Below are 19,840 nucleotides of genomic sequence, written 5' to 3'. Positions count from 1 at the left end.
AAAGGGAGGTTGATTTAGCGCAATTTTGGCGGCAGCGAAGGCTACCGCCATGGAGGTATTAAGCGGTGAAGAAGGCCATCATCAGCGGTACGAGCAGGCTAAGAATAAAACCGTGGACGATAGCGGGAGGGACCATTTCCACGCCGCCGGAGCGCTGGAGGACCGGTAGGGTGAAGTCCATTGACGTTGCGCCGCACAGGCCGAGCGCGGTGGAGCGGCTGCGGCGTACCAGACCGGGAATGAGCATAATGGCGAGCAGTTCGCGCGCCAGGTCATTAAAGAAGGTGGCGCTACCGATCACCGGGCCGTAGGCGTCGGTCAGCAGAATGCCGGACAGCGAGTACCAGCCAAATCCGGAAGCCATCGCCAGACCGGTTTTAATGGGCAAACCGAGCAGGAACGCATTGATGATGCCGGCAACCATTGAACTGGCCACCACGACCAACGCGATGACCATGCCGCGACGGTTGAGAATAATTTGTCGCAGGGTCATGCCGCTGTTTCTAAGCTGAATACCGACCAGGAACAGCAAGAAAATGAGCGTATATTCGCTGGCATCGGTGGCGTGCTGTAAAAAGGAAAGCCCGCTTAATCCGAGAACAAAACCGGCAATTACCACAAAGCACAGCTTTAATGATTCCAGCGCCATCGCGAGGCGTGAGGGTAATTTTTCCTGATGATGCGGATGCCCCCACGGCAGCACTTTTTCCAGCCACAGCAGTGCCGCAATATTGCAAAGTAAAATAACCACAATGCTAATAGCAGAATAGTGGAGGATGGATAATAGATTCGCCGCCAGATTATCCAGAAATGCCAGGCTGATCCCCATAAAGAAGAGAATCAGATAAACAATCCAACTGAGCAGGCGATTGATTAGCTGCAGCGCACCGCGGTGGGTCAGGGGAATCAGATAGCCGATAACCAGCGGCACCAGAATGATGAGGAGTCCCGATAACATAACGAACACGCTTCCTTGTAGTATTTAAATCGCGCACAGACACTACCGAAAACCGCATACTGAGTAAAGCTGCGAAAAAAGAAAGACCCGGCTGTACCGGGTCTTTCTTTGCCGAGTTGGCGCATTCACGCCATGCCCGGGTTACAGAAGGCTTATTTCTTTTCCAGCAGGGTGCGATAAATCACGCCGCCGAGGATACCGCCGATGATTGGCATCACCCAGAACAGCCACAGCTGGTCAAGCGCCCAGCCGCCCTGGAAAATAGCGACCGCGGTGCTACGTGCCGGGTTAACGGAGGTGTTAGTCACCGGGATGCTGATAAGGTGAATCAGGGTCAGCGCCAGGCCGATGGCGATCGGCGCGAAGCCTGCCGGGGCATTTTTGTCTGTTGCACCGTGGATCACCAGCAGGAAGCCGCAGGTCAGAACGATTTCAATCACAATCGCGGAAAGCATTGAGTAGCCGCCCGGTGAATGTTCGCCGTAACCGTTGGAGGCGAAACCGCTGGCCGCCGCGTCAAAGCCTGCTTTACCGCTGGCGATTAAATACAATACGGCAGCGGCGATAATCCCGCCGACAACCTGTGCGACAATATAGCCAATCACTTCTTTGGCCGGGAAACGACCGCCAGCCCACAGGCCCAGGGTCACTGCCGGGTTAAAATGGCCGCCAGAGATATGGCCAACGGCAAATGCCATGGTGAGAACGGTCAAACCGAACGCCAGCGCAACGCCCGCAAAGCCAATCCCTAATTCCGGGAATGCTGCAGCCAGAACGGCGCTACCGCAACCACCAAATACCAGCCAGAAGGTGCCAAAGCACTCTGCAGCCAATTTTCTAAACATAACCACCTCGAATTAAAAATTATTATCGTCATAAAGGGTGACGACTGAATATATCCCTACCAAAATGGGTGGCAGGCATAGTCCTCATTATTTTAAAAACGAACGTCATCCCTCACCAGTTAAATAAATCGCCGAACTTTGATACAAAACAATGTGGTGTTATTCCTTGAGCAATTCATTCTTTGAATTAGAGTGTAGTGCATTATTTTCGGAATAATCGTGGAAGGTGATAGATAACGCACTTTATTACTTTCAACGGTTAATAAAGCATCACTCCGTACGCAGGCGGTGTGCCAGCCGGGTGTCAAGTGCGGTGCATGCCGCTATACTGCCGATAACGAAGGGATAGCAGCTATCGTGTTATGGAGGGGTTATGCTTCTTGAACGCACTGAGATTGCAGGGTTTCGCGGCATTAATCGATTATCGTTAATGCTGGAGGAGAATAACGTCTTAATCGGCGAAAACGCGTGGGGTAAATCGAGCCTGCTGGACGCGCTCACGTTACTGCTCTCGCCGCATGATGAGCTGTATCACTTTGTGTATAACGATTTTTGGTTTCCGCCCGGCGACCTGCAGGGGCGCGAGCACCATCTGCACATCATACTGACCTTTCGCGAAAATGAACCTGGCCGCTACCGGGGCCGACGCTACCGCGGGCTCTCCGACTGCTGGACGCTGTGCGACGACGGTTTTCGACGTATTTTCTACCGCCTGGAAGGTGAGCTGGCCGCCGACGGTAGCGTGCTGACGCTACGCAGTTTTATCGACAGCGACGGCCAGGCGTTGGACATTGACGATATTGACGGTCAGGCGCGTGAGTTGATTCGCCTGATGCCGGTACTGCGCCTGCGTGATGCCCGTTTTATGCGCCGGATCCGCAGCGGTACCGTGCCGGATGTGCCTGACGTGGAGATCACCGCGCGCCAGCTCGATTATCTCTCCCGCGAGCTGGTGACGAGCCCGCAGAATCTCAGCGATGGCCAGATCCGCCAGGGGCTGGCGGCGATGGGACAGCTGCTGGAACACTATTTCTCTGAACAGGGTTCAGGTCCGGCTATCCAACGTCTGATGCGCCGTCGCTCGCACGACGAGCAGCGTAGCTGGCGCTATCTGGATTTGATTAACCGTATGATCGATAAGCCCGGTGCGCGTAATCATCGGGTGATTCTGTTGGGTATGTTCGCGACGCTGCTGCAGGCGAAGGGGTCGGTCAAGCTCGATAGAGACGCGCGTCCGCTGCTGTTAGTGGAGGACCCGGAAACGCGGCTGCATCCTATTATGCTGTCGGTGGCCTGGAATCTGCTGAATTTGCTGCCGTTACAGCGTGTGGCCACCACCAATTCCGGTGAGCTACTGTCGCTCACGCCGATGCAAAACGTCTGCCGCCTGGTCCGTGAGTCTTCCCGCGTGTCGGCCTGGCGGCTGGGGCCAGAGGGAATGAACGCCGAAGACAGTCGCCGCATTTCGTTCCACATTCGTTTTAATCGCGCTTCGTCGCTGTTTGCGCGCTGCTGGCTGCTGGTGGAAGGTGAAACCGAAACCTGGGTGATCAACGAGCTGGCGCGGCAGTGCGGGCACCATTTCGATGCCGAAGGGGTCAAGGTCATTGAGTTTGCCCAATCCGGGCTTAAGCCGCTGATCAAATTCGCCCAGCGGATGGGGATAGAGTGGCACGTGCTGGTCGACGGTGATGAGGCGGGCAAAAAATATGCGGCAACGGTGCGCAGCCTGCTGAACAACGATCGTGAAGCCGAACACCATCATCTGACAACGCTGCCCGCGCCGGATATGGAACACTTTATGTACCGGCAGGGGTTTTCCAGCGTTTATCACCGCGTGGCGCAATTGCCGGAAAACATCCCGATGAATATGCGCCGGGTGATCACCAAGGCGATACACCGTTCATCGAAACCCGATCTGGCGATTGAAGTGGCGATGGAAGCTGGGCGGCGCGGTACTGAAGCCGTTCCGCCCTTACTGAAGAAAATGTTTTCCCGCGTCGTCTGGCTGGCGCGCGGGAAAGCGGATTAACGCTGGATCATTTCGCTAATTTGCTGCTGGAGCTCGTCCAGCAGCGTATAGCGACGGCGGTACTCTGCGCGCTTCTTGCTGGCAATCTCTTCCATTGATTTACGCGCCAACGCCAGCGGTAAAACGTAATCACCTTCCTCGTCGACCTGTGCCCCCAACGACTCCCAGAAACTGTTGTAGTCGGCATGCAGCTTGCCGCGTTTTTTACGGCGGTAGCGTAGGCTGCGATAAATGTGCGTTTCATTGCTGACGGCGCGTACGTGTGAAACGGAGAGCAGCGAACCCAGCGTGAGCAGCGCGTCTACCACTAAGCGTTTTGGGAACAAACCGTGACACGCTTTGGTCGCGGTTTGAATGAGCTGGTGCGGAACATCGGCTTTCGCTCCCTGTAGGCCGCCCACAAAGAAGGTATTCATCCCGTTGTACTGGCACAAGGTAAACGTCAGCTCTGCCAGCACGGTGTTGCTGTCGTCGTGGAAGGTCAGCGTCGCCTCGCCTTCTTTATCCAGCATCGCGTCAGCACACAGACGAATGCTGTACTGCTGTCCTTCTTTACCGTTAAGCGTCGCGAGCAGAGCGCCGCGCGTGGAAAGATAGCCGCTGGCGACGCTTTCCGGCAGCAGGGTCAGCAGTTGCTGATAGTGCCAGCACAGCGCATCAATGGTTTGCTGGTGGTTCAGGTGCGTGCATAGCCATGGGCGATGCAGTCGGCACGGCAGACCGGGCTGTACGTTAAGGATCTGCATCAGATGCGGCTGCTTGGTCAGCGCCCCGAGTAGCTTGCCGGTCATTCTGGGCGTACTGAGCGAACGCAGCAGGAACTTACGTCGGTACGCCGGGTTTTTCCACGCGCGACCGGGTGCAAGCGTGCCGGTCGACAGTAGCCGAAAAAGGTGCCAGCTGGATTCAGGTTGTGGAGGCGTAGAAGCAGAAAAATCGGCAATGCTCGACATAGGAAAAATCTCATTTCTGGAGGTTTTGCCTATTTAATCAACGGAACCTTCAACGTAATTTCAACAAATGCAAAGAATGTGAAGATTATGCTTTGTTGATGAAGCGTTTAAGATTGCTAGTGTTTATTTTTGGTTGATATCTACACGCTACATCAGCAGCGTGTAGAAAAAAAGATTAAGGTCGGTTGAATAAGCCTGACATCTGGGTCTGAATAGCATCCATTAGCTCGTAGCGACGGCGGTATTCCGCGCGTTTTTTACTTGCAATTTCAGCAATATCCTTGCGGGGGATGGCGACAGGGATATGGTAATACCCTTCATTATCACGCTCACCGCTTACAGCTTCCCAGAAGGTGTCATAATCAGAGAGAATCTTTTTATTCTTGTCCTGGTAGCGTTCGCCGCGAAAAATGTGCACATCGTTACTGACGGCGAGGATCTGCTCTACGTGCAGGCGTTCGGCTAAGCGGCAGATGGCCTCCATCACCAGGCGTTTCGGGAACAGACCGTGGCAGGATTTCGTCGCATTCTGGATAGCCTCATGCGGCAAAGTGCGTTTACCGCCCTGCAGGCCACCGATAAACAGCGTGCGTTGATCATGATAATTCAGCAGGGTAAAGGTCATTTCCGCCAGTACATCGCCGTCGGCGTTGCGCATCAAAATGGTGCTATCGCCTTCTTTATCCAGATTAATCTGCATGGTCAGCTCAAGGGTATACGTATCGCCATTTTTACCCTCAATCTGCGCCAGCGGCAGGGCCTGTGTATTCAGGTAGGTTGCGAACTCTTCTGAGGACATCGCCTCTGACAGCAGCGTATAGTGATAACGCAGCGCATCCAGTACCTGATGGCGGCTAAAGTTGACCGCCAGATAAGGGCGATGCAGGCGCACCGGCAAGCGCGGTTGACGGGTGAGCAGGGTATCGAGATGGGACCATTGCGACAGTTCATTCATCCATTCGCGGCTCAGACGTGGCATCAGTAAAGAACGCAGCATAAACTTCCGGCGGAAGCTGCGCTGGTTCCAGAATTCACCGGGACGCCATTGCCCGCTAAACAGGCTAAAAAAGAGGCCGAGTGCGGAAGGTTGGCGGGAAGATTCGAATGAATTTTCGCTGAGCTGTGACATGGTTTACTATCCAGAATTACATATGGATGGCGATTTTAGCATCACCAGAGCGAATCAATTAGCGGGGTAGCGGTGTTTGCTAAGACTTTTCTCAACTTGTTTAGCTTGCGTTGAAGTTTGACTTCACAATTTGTCGAAATTTTTGGGGATTTCAGGATTTTATGATCATCAAGGGAAAGTTAAAAAAACGCTACTGGCTGATACTTGCCGTGCTTATCGTGGCGCTCATCGCCGTCTGGAAAATGCTCAACGCGCCGTTGCCCAATTACCAGACGCTGATTGTGCGTAAAGGCTCGCTTGAACAGAGCGTGCTGGCGACAGGTAAGCTCGATGCGTTGCGCAAAGTTGACGTCGGCGCGCAGGTTAGCGGGCAGTTGAAAACCCTGTCGGTGAACATCGGCGATAAGGTAGTAAAAGATCAGCTTCTAGGGGTGATTGACCCGGAACAGGCGGAGAACCAGATTAAAGAAGTGGAAGCCACGCTAATGGAATTGCGCGCACAGCGCAAGCAGGCAGAAGCGGAATGGAAGCTGGCGAGCGTCACCTTTTCCCGTCAGCAACAGCTGGCGAAAACCCAGGTGGTGTCACGCCAGGATCTGGACACCGCGGCCACCGATATGGCGGTAAAACAGGCGCAAATAGGGACCATCGATGCGCAGATTAAACGCAATCAGGCCTCGCTCGATACGGCCAAAACCAATCTCGACTACACGCGTATCGTGGCCCCGATGCGTGGCGAAGTGACACAAATTACGACCCTGCAAGGGCAGACGGTGATTGCTGCCCAGCAGGCGCCCAACATTCTGACGCTGGCGGATCTCAGCACTATGCTGGTAAAAGCGCAGGTTTCCGAAGCGGACGTCATTCATCTTAAACCGGGACAAAAAGCCTGGTTTACGGTGCTTGGCGACCCGCTGACCCGCTACGAAGGCACCCTGAAAGATATTTTGCCGACGCCGGAAAAAGTCAACGATGCCATCTTCTACTATGCCCGTTTTGAAGTGCCGAACCCTAACGGTGTCCTGCGTCTGGAGATGACCGCGCAGGTGCATATCCAGCTCGGCGGCGTCAATGATGTGTTGACCATTCCGCTGTCGGCGCTGGGCGATAGCGTAGGAGATAATCGCTATAACGTACGTTTACTGCGCAACGGTGAAGTGAAAACGCGCGAAGTGGTCATCGGTGCGCGCAATGATACTGACGTAGAGATCGCTAAAGGGTTGGAAGCCGGCGATGAAGTGATAATCGGAGAAGGTAAAGCCGGAGCGACAAAATGACCGCTCTGCTTGAACTGACCGATATTCGGCGCAGCTACCCGTCGGGTGACGGTAGCGTTGAGGTTCTCAAGGGTGTCTCGCTGCAAATTAACGCCGGTGAGATGGTGGCGATAGTCGGTGCCTCGGGTTCGGGGAAATCGACGCTGATGAACATTCTCGGCTGCCTCGATAAGCCGACCAGCGGCACCTACCGCGTGGCGGGAACCGATGTGGCGACGCTGGACGGCGATGCGCTGGCCGCGCTGCGCCGCGAGCACTTTGGCTTTATTTTTCAACGCTATCACCTGCTGTCGCACCTGACGGCGGCGCAGAATGTGGAAGTGCCGGCGGTGTACGCGGGCGTGGAACGTAAGGCGCGGCTGGCGCGGGCGAAGCAGCTGTTGCAGCGTCTGGGGCTGGCGGATCGCGTTGATTATGCGCCTTCTCAGCTCTCCGGGGGCCAGCAGCAGCGGGTGAGTATTGCCCGTGCGCTGATGAACGGCGGCCAGGTGATCCTCGCCGATGAACCTACCGGTGCGCTTGATAGCCGCTCCGGTGAAGAGGTGATGGCGATTCTCCATCAGCTTAAAGAGCAAGGGCACACGATTATTATCGTTACCCACGACCCGCAGGTGGCCGCGCAGGCAGAGCGCGTGATTGAGATTCGCGACGGTGAAATTATCCATAACCCTCCGGCGCGGCAAACCGCGGTCGCGCCGCGTCAGCCGGTGATGCAGAACACCTCCGGCTGGGGGCAGTTCAGCAACAGCTTCCGCGAAGCGTTGTCGATGGCCTGGCTGGCCATGGTGGCGAATAAAATGCGCACGCTACTGACCATGCTGGGGATTATTATCGGCATCGCCTCGGTGGTGTCTATCGTGGTGGTGGGCGATGCGGCCAAACAGATGGTGCTGGCCGATATTCGCTCCATTGGCACCAATACCATTGATGTGTATCCGGGGAAAGATTTCGGCGATGACGATCCGCAGTATCAGCAATCGCTGAAGTATGACGATCTGCTGGCGATCGAAAAGCAGTCCTGGGTCAGCTCGGTGACGCCGTCGGTGTCAAAAAATCTGCGCATCCGTGCAGGGAATATCGACGTCGCGGCCAGCGTGCAGGGTATTGGTCAGCACTACTTCAACGTCTATGGTATGACCTTCAGCGAGGGCAATACCTTTAATGATGTCCAGGCCGCAGAACGCTCGCAGGTGGTAGTACTGGACAGCAATACGCGCCGTCAGCTGTTTCCCAATAAGGCCAGCGTGGTGGGGGAAGTGATACTGGTGGGTAATACGCCCGCGACGGTGATTGGCGTAGCGGATGAGAAACAGTCGATGTTTGGCAGCAGCAAGATTCTGCGCGTTTGGCTACCGTATTCAACGATGTCCGGACGGGTGATGGGGCAGGCGTGGCTGAACTCAATTACCGTAAGGGTGAAAGAGGGCTACGACAGCAGTCTCGCCGAACAGCAGTTGACCCGGCTGCTCAGTTTGCGTCACGGTAAGAAAGATTTCTTTGTCTGGAACATGGACAGCATCTTGAAAACGGCAGAACGCACCACACATACATTACAGCTGTTCTTAACGCTGGTGGCGGTGATCTCGCTGGTGGTTGGCGGTATTGGTGTGATGAATATCATGCTGGTGTCGGTAACGGAACGGACGCGAGAAATCGGCATTCGTATGGCGGTCGGCGCGCGGGCCAGCAACGTCCTGCAGCAGTTTTTGATCGAGGCGATTCTGGTGTGCCTGGTGGGTGGCGCATTGGGCGTCACGCTGTCGTTGATGATTGCGCTGCTGCTCCAGGTGGTGCTGCCGGGCTGGGAGATTGGTTTTTCACCGCTGGCGCTGTTGACGGCGTTTATCTGCTCGACCCTCACCGGCGTGCTGTTTGGCTGGCTACCGGCGAGAAACGCGGCGCGGCTGGATCCGGTGGATGCGCTGGCGCGGGAATAACGGCGAAAAATAAATGAAAAAATGCCAGTCAGAAGGACTGGCATTTTGACAGCGGGATGTACACAATGGGGCAGTAAACTAGGCGGCTGTTTCTGCTTCCACGGGGATAATCACGCTAGCATGATTACCTTTCGGCCCCTCGTGGACATCAAACTGGACGGCTTGTCCGGCTTTTAACGTTCTGTACCCATCCATCTGGATGGTGGAGTAATGGGCGAAGATGTCCTCGCCACCGCCTTCCGGGCAAATAAAACCGAACCCTTTGGCATTGTTGAACCACTTAACAGTACCCATTTCCATACTTCGACATCCTTCGTAACTCTATTATACGTTTATAAGTAGATGGAATGAACCGGTGGTGGAGTCAGGAGTTGTTCAAAACCTCACCAACTCTCGCCAGTACAATTTAGATATTTCGCACAGTGCGTCAAGCGTTTGCGGAGGGCTGAAGGGGGAAAATGCATCAAAATTTGAAGCAGTTAACGCTATTGACGGGAATGTGACAGAGTTCGCGGATGACAGCTATAGGTGATAGTTATCTATGATCTACAGTAAATTAAGAGCCTGTATGCACAGGAACAAAAGGTGACGTGCTGGCCGGGAGATGTGTCATTAATCCTGTCAATAATACGGAGCCTTACGTGGACGCAGCCTCGTCAGCAGCAATTGATGACACCGACGATGATGACTGACAATGAGCAAGACCAGAGACTGGCTGGATTTCGACCAGCTTGCGGCAGATAAACTTCAGGATGGGCTTAAACCCCCGTCAATGTATAAAGTGATATTGGTCAATGATGATTACACTCCGATGGAGTTTGTTATTGACGTGTTACAAAAATTCTTTTCTTATGATGTAGAACGCGCAACACAGTTGATGCTAACGGTTCACTATCAGGGTAAAGCAATTTGTGGTGTTTTCACGGCAGAAGTCGCCGAAACCAAAGTTGCGATGGTGAATCAGTACGCGAGGGAGAACGAGCATCCGCTGCTGTGTACGCTGGAACAAGCCTGATACAGGCATGAAAATTGGGGGAGGTGCCAATGCTCAATCAAGAACTGGAACTCAGTTTAAACATGGCTTTCGCCAGAGCGCGCGAGCACCGTCACGAGTTTATGACCGTGGAGCATCTGTTGCTGGCGCTGCTCAGCAACCCATCAGCCCGTGAAGCGCTGGAAGCGTGCTCGGTCGATTTGGTGGCGCTGCGTCAGGAACTCGAAGCCTTCATCGAACAAACCACGCCGGTTCTGCCGGTCAGTGAAGAAGAGCGCGAAACACAACCGACGCTCAGCTTCCAGCGTGTTCTGCAACGCGCGGTCTTCCACGTCCAGTCTTCCGGGCGTAGCGAGGTTACCGGCGCCAACGTACTGGTGGCGATTTTCAGCGAGCAGGAGTCGCAGGCCGCCTATCTGCTGCGCAAACATGAAGTCAGCCGTCTCGACGTGGTGAACTTCATCTCTCACGGCACGCGTAAAGACGAGCCAAGCCAGCCTTCCGATTCCGGAAATCAGCAACCTAATGAAGAGCAAGCAGGCGGGGAGGAACGTATGGAAAACTTCACCACCAATCTTAATCAGCTTGCTCGCGTTGGGGGAATTGACCCGCTGATCGGCCGTGACAAAGAGCTGGAGCGCGCTATTCAGGTGCTGTGCCGCCGTCGTAAAAACAACCCGCTGCTGGTGGGGGAATCCGGCGTCGGGAAAACGGCGATTGCCGAAGGCCTGGCATGGCGCATCGTGCGCGGTGACGTGCCGGAAATCATGGCCGATTGCACTATCTATTCGCTGGATATCGGCTCGTTGCTGGCGGGTACCAAATACCGCGGCGATTTCGAAAAACGTTTTAAAGCGCTGCTCAAGCAGTTAGAGCAGGACACCAACAGCATTCTGTTCATTGACGAAATCCACACCATTATTGGTGCGGGTGCCGCGTCGGGTGGGCAGGTGGATGCCGCAAACCTGATTAAACCGCTGCTCTCCAGCGGCAAGATTCGGGTGATGGGTTCGACCACGTACCAGGAGTTCAGCAATATCTTTGAGAAGGACAGGGCGCTGGCGCGTCGTTTCCAGAAAATCGATATTACCGAACCGTCCGTAGAAGAGACCGTGCAGATCCTGAACGGCCTGAAGCCGAAATACGAAGCGCACCACGACGTTCGCTATACCGCCAAAGCGGTGCGCGCGGCGGTGGAGCTGGCGGTGAAATACATCAACGATCGTCATCTGCCGGATAAAGCAATTGACGTGATTGATGAGGCTGGCGCCCGCGCTCGCCTGATGCCGGTGAGCAAGCGTAAGAAAACGATCAACGTGGCGGACATTGAATCCGTGGTCGCGCGCATTGCGCGAATCCCGGAGAAAAGCGTCTCCCAGAGTGATCGCGATACGCTGAAAACGCTGGGTAATCGCCTGAAAATGCTGGTATTCGGCCAGGATAACGCCATCGATGCGCTGACCGAAGCCATCAAGATGAGCCGTGCGGGCCTCGGCCACGATCATCGTCCGGTGGGATCCTTCCTGTTTGCTGGCCCAACCGGGGTGGGTAAAACGGAAGTGACCGTCCAGCTGGCGAAGGCGATGGGCATTGAGCTGCTGCGTTTCGATATGTCCGAATATATGGAACGCCACACGGTGAGCCGCCTGATCGGTGCGCCTCCGGGATACGTTGGTTTTGACCAGGGCGGCCTGCTGACCGATGCGGTGATTAAGCATCCTCACGCGGTTCTGCTGCTGGATGAAATCGAAAAAGCGCACCCGGACGTCTTTAACCTGCTGCTGCAGGTGATGGACAACGGCACGCTGACGGATAACAACGGGCGTAAAGCCGATTTCCGTAACGTGGTGCTGGTGATGACCACCAACGCCGGCGTACGTGAAACCGAGCGTAAATCGATTGGTCTTATCCAGCAGGACAACAGCACCGACGCGATGGAAGAGATCAAAAAGATCTTTACGCCAGAGTTCCGTAACCGTCTGGACAACATTATCTGGTTCGATCATCTGTCTACCGACGTGATCCATCAGGTGGTGGATAAGTTCATCGTCGAGCTGCAGGTTCAGCTGGATCAGAAAGGCGTGTCGCTGGAAGTGAGCCAGGAGGCCCGCAACTGGCTGGCCGAGAAGGGTTACGACCGGGCGATGGGCGCACGTCCGATGGCGCGCGTGATTCAGGACAACCTGAAAAAACCGCTGGCTAACGAACTGCTGTTTGGTTCGCTGGTGGACGGCGGTCAGGTCACCGTGGCGCTGGACGCCGAGAAAAACGCGCTGACCTACGGCTTCCACAGCGCGCAGAAGCACAAACCGGAAGCGGCGCATTAACGGCGGTCGCTCACATTAAAACGAAAACCGGGCTGATAGTGGCTCGGTTTTTTTTTGTCTCTCGCTTCTCCTGCAACGTTGACATACCCTTTTCGCAAATTTGAACTGTTGAATAATAACCCGACGTAAGTCGCGGCATGCTAACGACAGGATTTAGCCGAACGGTGGGATGATGTTGACAAAAGCGTTATCGGTGATGTTGCTGACGTGTGCCTTGTTTTCTGGCCAACTGATGGCCGGGCATAAAGGTCACCAATTTCTGTGGGTAAAGAATGTCGGTCACCAGCTACGCCATGAGGCTGATAGCGATGAACTGCGTGCGGTGGCGGAAGAGTCGGCGGAAGGGTTGCGTGATAGTAATAGCTGGCGGAAAGCGCATAAACCCGAGGTTCATATTTTATGAGACGGATGACGGAAGGCCAAAAAAATGCCCCGCATAAGCAGGGCATCATATTCGGCAAATAGCGCTCGGCGAACTTTGCGCCAGACGCTCATTATCTGCGGTGATTAGCGACTACGGAAGACAATGCGGCCTTTGCTCAGGTCGTACGGGGTCAGCTCAACAGTCACTTTGTCGCCCGTCAGGATGCGGATATAGTTTTTGCGCATTTTACCGGAGATATGTGCAGTAACCACGTGTCCGTTTTCCAGTTCTACGCGGAACATGGTATTAGGTAACGTTTCAAGAACGGTACCCTGCATTTCAATATTGTCTTCTTTGGCCATCTAATCCTCTGGGGTATCACTACCGTAATTTGAACCGGCAAGATAATGCCGAAGTTCATCATATAAGTAAAGAATTGTCCGTCTTAATCGGCGAAAGTCGTTTTTGCGCATTACCCTTTCACCACACCAGAACAGCGTGTGATGGGCGCGAACCAGGCCGGAAATAGCAGGATAAACGTGGGCGTTATCTGACTCGAATGATTCCCAAACGGCGGCGGGGCAAAAGGCAGAAGCGACTCTCGTCGGCAATTATATCATCCTGATGGAAATTGTGCTGAAAACATTTACGCTTCAGGTGAAAAGAGCGGCCTCGGAACCCAGAATTTATCCTCAATAGGCTGCATGCGTAGCGTATTGAGATATTCAAGGTAGTCGCGGCGAGGTATCTCTATCGCGCCCAGAGACGCGGTGTGGCTGTTTAACACCTGGCAGTCAATCAGTTTGCCGCCCGCACGACTAAACGCCTCACAGAAGACGTACAGCGCCGTTTTAGAGGCATTCTCCGCGCGGCTGAACATAGATTCACCGCAAAACAGCTCGCCCATGGCGACGCCGTACATGCCGCCGACCAGCGTTTCGCCCTGCCAGACCTCAATGGAATGTGCATGGCCCAGCTCGTGCAGGCGATGGTAGGCCTGACTGATGCTGGTGGTTATCCAGGTGCCTTCATGGCGATCCTGCGCGCAGCCCTCGATCACCTGGCTAAAGGCGTAATTGAGCGTGACGCGATAAGGTGACTGGCGATGAAAACGCTTCATGCTGCGGCTCAGGTGGAACTGCTCGGGCCACAGCACGGCGCGAGGATCCGGCGACCACCAGAGGATCGGATCGCCGGGCGAGAACCACGGAAAGATCCCACGTTGATAGGCCATCAGCAGACGCGCGGGGCCAAGATCGCCGCCGAGCGCCAGCAGCCCGTTGGGTTCACGTAATGCGCCTTCGGGTGAGGGAAAAGCAATCGAATGACGAGAAAGCTGCACAAGGCGCATGTCGCGATAACCCCACGAAACTAAGTTAACTCAATCATAGTCTACAGACGCTGTTTGAACTGGTAGTAACGACCTTGTTTTGCCAGCAGTTCTGCATGATTACCTTGCTCAATAATTTGCCCGTTGTCCATGACAATTATCCGATTAAATCGCGCCAGTCCACGCAGGCGGTGGGTGACCATCAGCAGCGTTTTTTCGCGCATGACTTCAGCCAGCAGTTCAAGGATCTGGCTTTCGGTGGTGGCGTCCAGCCCCTCGGTCGGTTCGTCCAGCAGCATCAGCGGCGCATCGTGTAATAACGCTCGGGCAATTCCCAGACGGCGTAGCTCGCCACCGGAGAGCTGACGGCCGCCTTCGCCCAGCCAACTATTGAGCCCGGCATCTTCCAGCAGTTTCTCCAGCCCGGTGCGATGCAGCACGTCACCAAGCATATCGTCGGTGGCATCTGGCCGGGCCAGCAGCAGGTTGTCGCGCAGCGTAGCGCTGAACAGATGCACCCGTTGCGGCACCAGGCTCATGGTCTGACGCAGCGTCTGCTCGTCGAACTGATTAAGCGCGGTGTCGTTGAGCAAAATGCAGCCCTGCTGCGGATCCCACGCGCGGGTCAGCAGTTGCAGGAGGGTAGATTTGCCGCAGCCGGTGCGCCCGAGGAGAGCGATATGTTCACCTGCTGCCACGTGCAGCGAGAGATTTTCCAGCGCGGGTTGCGTCTGCTCTGGATAGGTGAAGGCGACCTCCTTCAGCGTAAGCGCCACCTGCGATGGACGAACGCTGGCTTGCTGCGGGAAAGTGACTTCCGGCTGTTGCTCGATAATCTGGCTCACGCGCAGCGCCGATGCAATCACCTGTCCCAGATGCTGGAACGCGCCGGTCACCGGGGCAAGGGCTTCGAAGGCCGCCAGCGCGCAGAAAACAAACAGTGCAATCAATGCGCCTGGCTGGGCGATATCGCCCACGCCGCCTGCGGCAAGCCACAACATGGCGACGACGGCTGCGGCGCCAATCAGCAGCATCAGCGCCTGAGACAGCGCGGTTAGTTCAGACTGGCGGCGCTGCGCGTCGTGCCAGTTAAGCTCCGTCTGCTCCATCTGTTTACGATAGCGATCGCTGGCGTTGAAAATGGTCAGCTCCGCCTGCCCTTGCAGCCAGCCGGTGAGCTGCTGGCGATATTGACCGCGCAGGGTAGTGAGCTGCTCGCCCGTGGGCTTGCCCGCGCGATAAAATAGCGGAGGCAGTATCAGCAGCGTGGCGAGCATAATTCCGCCGAGCGTCAGGGCCAGATTGACGTCCAGCAGGCTTAATCCGGCGGTAACGACCAGGATAACCACCAGCGCGCCGACCAGCGGAGAAATCACGCGTAGATAGAGATGATCCAGCGTATCGACATCGGCCACCATGCGGTTAAGCAGTTCGCCCTGGCGGAAACGGGCTAGCCCGGCAGGCGACAGTGGCAGCAGTTTGCTGAAGGTGAAGACGCGCAGATGCTGCAACACGCGGAAGGTCGCATCGTGGCTGACCAGACGCTCAAAATAACGCCCGGCCGTACGGATAATGGCCGCGCCGCGGACACCCGCCGCAGGCAGCATGTAGTTAAAACTGTAAGCGCCCGCAAACCCGACGACCGCCGAGGCGGAGAGGAACCAGCCGGAAAGCGTCAGCAAGCCGATGCTGGCGAGCAGCGTCACAATCGCCAGAATCACGCCGAGGCTTAACAACCATTTATGGCGTTTATAGAGCGCCAGATAAGGCAACAGTGCGCGCATTTAGATCTCCTCCTGACGATTGGCCAGCAGGCTGGCGAAAACGCCGTTGGCTGCAACCAGCTGCGAATACGAGCCTTGCTCGATAATCTGGCCGTTTTCCATCACCCAGATAGCATCCCACTCGGTAATACCTTCCAACTGGTGGGTGACCATCAAGGTCGTTTGTTGCGTTGAGGCCTCGCCCAGCGCCTGCATGACGCGCTGTTCGCTGTGGGCATCGAGGCTGGCGGCGGGTTCATCAAGCAGCAGCAGACGGCAGGGGGCGAGCAGGGCGCGGGCGACCGCGACCCGCTGCGCCTGGCCGACGGAGAGGCGCGCGGAATGCTCGCCGACGGCGGTGTCGACGCCGTCGGGAAGCTGCAGCAGAAACTCATTGACCCACGCTTTTTCCAGCGCCAGATGCAGCTGTTCTTCATCGGCGTGTGGGTTGCCCAGCAGCACGTTCTCACGCAGTGTGGCCGCCGGCAGCTGTGGATTTTGTCCGACCCAGCTCATCAATCGATGCCAGCTTTCAGGCTGGAGGTGACGGAGTTCGACACCATTGACCTTTAGTGAACCGCTGTAGGGGAGGAAACCGGCCAGCGCGTTCAGCAGCGAACTTTTACCGGAACCACTTTGCCCCACCAGCACCGCTCGCTGCCCGGCGTTAAGCGTGAAGTTGAGCGGGCCGACGAGCATTTTGCCTTCCGGCGAAGTGATAAACAGATCTTTCGCGCAAAGTGAAACCGGCTCGCTGGTCTCCAGCACCTGCTCACCGCGTTCAGGATGCGCCAGCGGCGATTCAAGGAAGGTTTTCAGGCTGTCGGCAGCGCCTACCGCCTGAGCCTTGGCGTGGTAGAAGGTGCCCAGATCGCGTAACGGTTGGAAAAATTCCGGGGCCAGAATCAGCGCCAGGAAGCCGGAGGAGAGCGTCACCGCCGCGCCGTAGCTACCAAAATTCAGCTCGCCCAGGTACGAGAAGCCGAAATAGACCGCCACCAGAGCAATCGAAAGGGAGGTGAAAAACTCCAGTACGCCGGAGGAGAGGAACGCCAGGCGCAGAACTTCCATGGTGCGTTGGCGAAAATCCTGCGAGGCTTCGCGGATGTTGTCGGTCTCGGCTTTGCCGCGGCCAAAAATACGTAAGGTATCCATGCCGCGCAGACGGTCAAGGAAGTGGCCGCTCAGGCGCGCTAACGCCAGGAAGTTGCGCCGGTTGGCATCGGCGGCACCCATGCCGACCAGCGCCATAAACAGCGGGATCAGCGGAGCGGTGGCCAGCAGTATCAGTGCGGCGACCCAGTTCGAGGGGAAAATGGCGACCACGATCAGCAGCGGCACGCAGGCGGCCAGCGCCATCTGCGGCAGGTAGCGGGCGTAATAGTCGTGCATGTCGTCAACTTGCTCAAGAATCAGCGTCGCCCAACTGCCCGCAGGTTTACCCTGGATCCACGCCGGGCCGGCCTGTTGTAGACGGTCGAGCACCTGACGGCGAATCTCAAAGCGAATCTGTTGCCCGGCATGAAACCCGACACGTTCGCGCAGCCACACCACCCAGGCGCGCAGGACGAAAACCAGAACCAGCTGAATAAACGGCATCAGCAGCGCTTCACGCGGAATGTTCTCCATAATCATATGGTGGAGGATGCGGGCCAGCAGCCACGCCTGAGCAATAATCAATATCCCGCTGGCGAAGCCGAGCAGGCGGGAGAGCATCAACCAGCGGCGAGACAGGACGCTTTGCTGTTTGAGCCAGCGGGTGAGTTCTTGTTGGCGACTTTTATTCATTGGGCGCTTAGCAGGTGGCTTCTGGATAATGGTTTCAGTTATGGGCGCGGCAATGTTACATCGCAGAAAAAATAAAGGCGACTTATCGTCGCCTTTTTTACTTTTGTTACTGACTTGTAAAGATTATTTGCAGGCGTCAGCCAGACCGTCGAGGTAGCGTTCTGCGTCCAGCGCCGCCATACAGCCGGTGCCCGCAGAGGTAATTGCCTGACGGTAAATATGGTCCATCACGTCGCCCGCTGCGAACACGCCAGGGATGCTGGTCTGGGTGGCGTTGCCGTGGATACCGGACTGCACTTTGATATAGCCGTTCTCCAGCTCCAGCTGGCCGTCGAAAATCGCTGTATTCGGGCTATGACCGATCGCCACAAACAGACCTGCGACGTCCAGCGATTCAATATCATCGCTCTCGGTTGAACGCAGGCGCAAACCGCTCACGCCCATCTGATCGCCGGTCACTTCTTCCAGCGTACGGTTGGTGTGCAGCACGATATTGCCGCTTTCCACTTTATCCATCAGACGCTTGATGAGAATTTTTTCCGCGCGGAAAGAGTCACGACGGTGAATCAGGTGTACCTCTGAGGCAATGTTGGACAGGTACAGCGCTTCTTCTACTGCGGTGTTGCCGCCGCCGATGACCGCCACTTTCTGATTACGATAGAAGAACCCGTCGCAGGTAGCACAAGCGGAAACTCCGCGGCCTTTGAACGCTTCTTCCGACGGTAGACCCAGATAGCGGGCAGAGGCGCCGGTCGCGATGATTAAGGCATCGCAGGTGTATTCACCGCTGTCGCCGGTAAGACGGAACGGACGGTTTTGCAGATCCACGCTGTGAATGTGGTCAAAAATAATTTCGGTTTCGAATTTGGTCGCATGCTCGTGCATACGTTCCATCAGCAGCGGACCGGTCAGATCGTTCGGATCGCCAGGCCAGTTTTCCACCTCGGTGGTGGTGGTCAGTTGACCGCCTTTTTCCAGCCCGGTAATCAGTACCGGTTGCAGGTTTGCGCGTGCAGCATAGACCGCAGCGGTGTATCCCGCAGGTCCAGAACCAAGGATTAGCAGCTTACTGTGTTTGGCCGTGCCCATGAGATCCCCATAATTGTTGGCAGACATTGTCCGGGATTGTAGGGAATTTGTAGACGTAAAAAAAGAGCGCAGCGATTTTGTTAACGATATGTGTAATAGATCGAGCCGATTGATTGTTTATTTTAACATCAAGAAATATAACTATTTCTACTGTCCGCTGCCGGATTATAAGACGATTACATGTAAATCAAGCCCGGGTGATAATGAATATCTGGCATGTTGTACTAAAAAAAGATGTTTTGCTTTGACAATCACCTGTGCTTTTGCGACAACATTCAAGGAAGAAGAAAAGCAGTGTTTCGCGTGTGGTGAATTTTCATGCACGCAAATACCATTTTTACCCGGATCACTGAAATCTACGTATGGTGTGGACAGACACCATACGTGATGTCGGAGGGTGGCCGCAAGGCGCCGGGGCTTCTCATACGCAACCCCTGGGATATGCGTCGTTGCAGCAACAACGGCGTGTTGAAAACGGGAAAAGGCTCTGAACAGTGAAGTGCACAGAGTCAAGACAGGAGTAGGGAAGGAATACAGAGAGACAATAATAATGGTAGATAGTAAAAAACGCCCTGGCAAAGATCTCGACCGCATCGACCGCAACATCCTTAATGAGCTGCAGAAAGATGGGCGTATTTCGAACGTCGAGCTTTCCAAAAGAGTAGGACTTTCTCCGACCCCGTGCCTTGAGCGCGTACGTCGTCTGGAACGACAGGGTTTTATTCAGGGCTATACCGCGCTGTTAAACCCGCATTATCTGGATGCATCGCTGCTGGTATTCGTTGAGATTACTCTGAATCGCGGTGCGCCGGACGTATTTGAACAATTTAACGCCGCTGTACAAAAACTTGAAGAAATTCAAGAGTGTCACCTGGTGTCCGGTGATTTCGACTACCTGTTGAAAACCCGCGTACCGGATATGTCGGCTTACCGTAAGCTTCTTGGCGAGACCCTGCTACGCCTGCCAGGCGTTAACGACACCCGTACTTACGTCGTGATGGAAGAGGTCAAGCAGAGTAATCGTCTGGTAATTAAGACCCGCTAAAACGGAACA

At 55.3% G+C, this 19,840-nt stretch carries 17 protein-coding genes; 7 read left to right on the top strand and 10 right to left on the bottom strand.

The window, feature by feature from the left end:
* Positions 1-58: 58 nt before the first annotated feature.
* Positions 59-958, bottom strand: a complete 900-nt coding sequence (locus ABTW00_RS15445) for a lysine exporter LysO family protein (protein WP_433636260.1) — start codon at positions 956-958, stop codon at positions 59-61.
* A 152-nt stretch (positions 959-1,110) separates the two neighbouring features.
* Entirely contained in the window at positions 1,111-1,803 is a 693-nt protein-coding gene (gene aqpZ / locus ABTW00_RS15440; protein WP_064548706.1) for an aquaporin Z, read from the bottom strand.
* Positions 1,804-2,176: 373 nt separating this feature from the next.
* Here aqpZ and ABTW00_RS15435 point away from each other — a divergent pair, with 373 nt between their 5' ends.
* Positions 2,177-3,835: an ATP-dependent endonuclease gene (locus tag ABTW00_RS15435; protein WP_064548708.1), complete on the top strand. Its 1,659-nt coding sequence runs from the start codon at positions 2,177-2,179 to the stop codon at positions 3,833-3,835.
* On the opposite strand, the gene ABTW00_RS15430 is transcribed toward ABTW00_RS15435, so the two are convergent.
* Both ABTW00_RS15430 and ABTW00_RS15425 read right to left on the bottom strand, forming a co-directional pair.
* The gene (locus ABTW00_RS15430; RefSeq protein ID WP_433636259.1) at positions 3,832-4,788 is read right to left on the bottom strand and encodes a VirK/YbjX family protein; all 957 of its coding nucleotides are present in this window, start codon (positions 4,786-4,788) and stop codon (positions 3,832-3,834) included. The two genes, ABTW00_RS15435 and ABTW00_RS15430, sit on opposite strands and share 4 nt — an antisense overlap.
* Positions 4,789-4,963: 175 nt before the next feature.
* Positions 4,964-5,917: a VirK/YbjX family protein gene (locus ABTW00_RS15425; RefSeq protein ID WP_065355663.1), complete on the bottom strand. Its 954-nt coding sequence runs from the start codon at positions 5,915-5,917 to the stop codon at positions 4,964-4,966.
* Between the two features lie 161 nt (positions 5,918-6,078).
* Between ABTW00_RS15425 and macA the strand changes: the two genes are divergently transcribed.
* Together macA and macB are read left to right on the top strand one after the other, a co-directional pair.
* Positions 6,079-7,194, top strand: coding sequence for a macrolide transporter subunit MacA (gene macA / locus ABTW00_RS15420; RefSeq protein WP_433636258.1), 1,116 nt, complete (start codon positions 6,079-6,081; stop codon positions 7,192-7,194).
* Positions 7,191-9,131 carry a macrolide ABC transporter ATP-binding protein/permease MacB gene (gene macB, locus ABTW00_RS15415; protein ID WP_065355665.1) on the top strand — a complete coding sequence of 647 codons (1,941 nt, stop codon included), beginning with the start codon at positions 7,191-7,193 and terminating at the stop codon, positions 9,129-9,131. The genes macA and macB overlap by 4 nt, the downstream gene beginning before the upstream one ends.
* Positions 9,132-9,209: 78 nt before the next feature.
* Here the strand turns inward: macB and cspD are convergent, their stop codons facing one another.
* Positions 9,210-9,431: a cold shock-like protein CspD gene (gene cspD / locus ABTW00_RS15410; protein WP_064548719.1), complete on the bottom strand. Its 222-nt coding sequence runs from the start codon at positions 9,429-9,431 to the stop codon at positions 9,210-9,212.
* Between the two features lie 394 nt (positions 9,432-9,825).
* Here cspD and clpS point away from each other — a divergent pair, with 394 nt between their 5' ends.
* The 3 genes from clpS (at position 9,826) to ABTW00_RS15395 (ending at position 12,855) form a co-directional block, all read left to right on the top strand.
* Positions 9,826-10,146: an ATP-dependent Clp protease adapter ClpS gene (gene clpS, locus ABTW00_RS15405; RefSeq protein ID WP_064548721.1), complete on the top strand. Its 321-nt coding sequence runs from the start codon at positions 9,826-9,828 to the stop codon at positions 10,144-10,146.
* Between the two features lie 29 nt (positions 10,147-10,175).
* Positions 10,176-12,452: an ATP-dependent Clp protease ATP-binding subunit ClpA gene (gene clpA, locus ABTW00_RS15400; protein WP_065355667.1), complete on the top strand. Its 2,277-nt coding sequence runs from the start codon at positions 10,176-10,178 to the stop codon at positions 12,450-12,452.
* A 172-nt stretch (positions 12,453-12,624) separates the two neighbouring features.
* Positions 12,625-12,855, top strand: a complete 231-nt coding sequence (locus ABTW00_RS15395; RefSeq protein ID WP_065355730.1) for a DUF2554 family protein — start codon at positions 12,625-12,627, stop codon at positions 12,853-12,855.
* Between the two features lie 104 nt (positions 12,856-12,959).
* Here ABTW00_RS15395 and infA read toward each other — a convergent pair whose 3' ends face one another.
* From infA to trxB, 5 genes are all read right to left on the bottom strand, one after another.
* Positions 12,960-13,178 carry a translation initiation factor IF-1 gene (gene infA / locus ABTW00_RS15390; protein WP_001040187.1) on the bottom strand — a complete coding sequence of 73 codons (219 nt, stop codon included), beginning with the start codon at positions 13,176-13,178 and terminating at the stop codon, positions 12,960-12,962.
* Between the two features lie 284 nt (positions 13,179-13,462).
* Entirely contained in the window at positions 13,463-14,167 is a 705-nt protein-coding gene (gene aat / locus ABTW00_RS15385) for a leucyl/phenylalanyl-tRNA--protein transferase (RefSeq protein WP_065355668.1), read from the bottom strand.
* Positions 14,168-14,208: 41 nt separating this feature from the next.
* A complete protein-coding gene (gene cydC / locus ABTW00_RS15380; protein ID WP_433636256.1) occupies positions 14,209-15,930 on the bottom strand; it encodes a heme ABC transporter ATP-binding protein/permease CydC in 1,722 nt (573 codons plus the stop codon).
* On the bottom strand, positions 15,931-17,697 hold the full coding sequence (gene cydD / locus ABTW00_RS15375) for a heme ABC transporter permease/ATP-binding protein CydD (protein WP_433636255.1): 1,767 nt from the start codon (positions 17,695-17,697) through the stop codon (positions 15,931-15,933). It lies immediately after the preceding gene.
* 123 nt (positions 17,698-17,820) lie between these two features.
* A complete protein-coding gene (trxB, locus tag ABTW00_RS15370; protein ID WP_064548746.1) occupies positions 17,821-18,786 on the bottom strand; it encodes a thioredoxin-disulfide reductase in 966 nt (321 codons plus the stop codon).
* Positions 18,787-19,336: 550 nt separating this feature from the next.
* Here trxB and lrp point away from each other — a divergent pair.
* The gene (gene lrp, locus ABTW00_RS15365; RefSeq protein ID WP_000228469.1) at positions 19,337-19,831 is read left to right on the top strand and encodes a leucine-responsive transcriptional regulator Lrp; all 495 of its coding nucleotides are present in this window, start codon (positions 19,337-19,339) and stop codon (positions 19,829-19,831) included.
* Positions 19,832-19,840: the final 9 nt, after the last annotated feature.

Origin of the sequence: Kluyvera georgiana, assembly GCF_050990895.1 — a bacterium.
GTDB classification, from domain to species: Bacteria; Pseudomonadota; Gammaproteobacteria; order Enterobacterales; family Enterobacteriaceae; genus Kluyvera; species Kluyvera georgiana.
Note: the sequence above shows the minus strand (reverse complement) of the source record. Positions and strands in the feature narration are given on the sequence as shown.

Excerpts from the sequence above, each read along its gene's own strand:
- ABTW00_RS15445 (WP_433636260.1), bottom strand. The coding sequence starts at position 958 with ATGTTATCGGGACTCCTCATCATTCTGGTGCCGCTGGTTATCGGCTAT.
- aqpZ (WP_064548706.1), bottom strand. The coding sequence starts at position 1,803 with ATGTTTAGAAAATTGGCTGCAGAGTGCTTTGGCACCTTCTGGCTGGTA.
- ABTW00_RS15435 (WP_064548708.1), top strand. The coding sequence starts at position 2,177 with ATGCTTCTTGAACGCACTGAGATTGCAGGGTTTCGCGGCATTAATCGA.
- ABTW00_RS15430 (WP_433636259.1), bottom strand. The coding sequence starts at position 4,788 with ATGTCGAGCATTGCCGATTTTTCTGCTTCTACGCCTCCACAACCTGAA.
- ABTW00_RS15425 (WP_065355663.1), bottom strand. The coding sequence starts at position 5,917 with ATGTCACAGCTCAGCGAAAATTCATTCGAATCTTCCCGCCAACCTTCC.
- macA (WP_433636258.1), top strand. The coding sequence starts at position 6,079 with ATGATCATCAAGGGAAAGTTAAAAAAACGCTACTGGCTGATACTTGCC.
- macB (WP_065355665.1), top strand. The coding sequence starts at position 7,191 with ATGACCGCTCTGCTTGAACTGACCGATATTCGGCGCAGCTACCCGTCG.
- cspD (WP_064548719.1), bottom strand. The coding sequence starts at position 9,431 with ATGGAAATGGGTACTGTTAAGTGGTTCAACAATGCCAAAGGGTTCGGT.
- clpS (WP_064548721.1), top strand. The coding sequence starts at position 9,826 with ATGAGCAAGACCAGAGACTGGCTGGATTTCGACCAGCTTGCGGCAGAT.
- clpA (WP_065355667.1), top strand. The coding sequence starts at position 10,176 with ATGCTCAATCAAGAACTGGAACTCAGTTTAAACATGGCTTTCGCCAGA.
- ABTW00_RS15395 (WP_065355730.1), top strand. The coding sequence starts at position 12,625 with ATGTTGACAAAAGCGTTATCGGTGATGTTGCTGACGTGTGCCTTGTTT.
- infA (WP_001040187.1), bottom strand. The coding sequence starts at position 13,178 with ATGGCCAAAGAAGACAATATTGAAATGCAGGGTACCGTTCTTGAAACG.
- aat (WP_065355668.1), bottom strand. The coding sequence starts at position 14,167 with ATGCGCCTTGTGCAGCTTTCTCGTCATTCGATTGCTTTTCCCTCACCC.
- cydC (WP_433636256.1), bottom strand. The coding sequence starts at position 15,930 with ATGCGCGCACTGTTGCCTTATCTGGCGCTCTATAAACGCCATAAATGG.
- cydD (WP_433636255.1), bottom strand. The coding sequence starts at position 17,697 with ATGAATAAAAGTCGCCAACAAGAACTCACCCGCTGGCTCAAACAGCAA.
- trxB (WP_064548746.1), bottom strand. The coding sequence starts at position 18,786 with ATGGGCACGGCCAAACACAGTAAGCTGCTAATCCTTGGTTCTGGACCT.
- lrp (WP_000228469.1), top strand. The coding sequence starts at position 19,337 with ATGGTAGATAGTAAAAAACGCCCTGGCAAAGATCTCGACCGCATCGAC.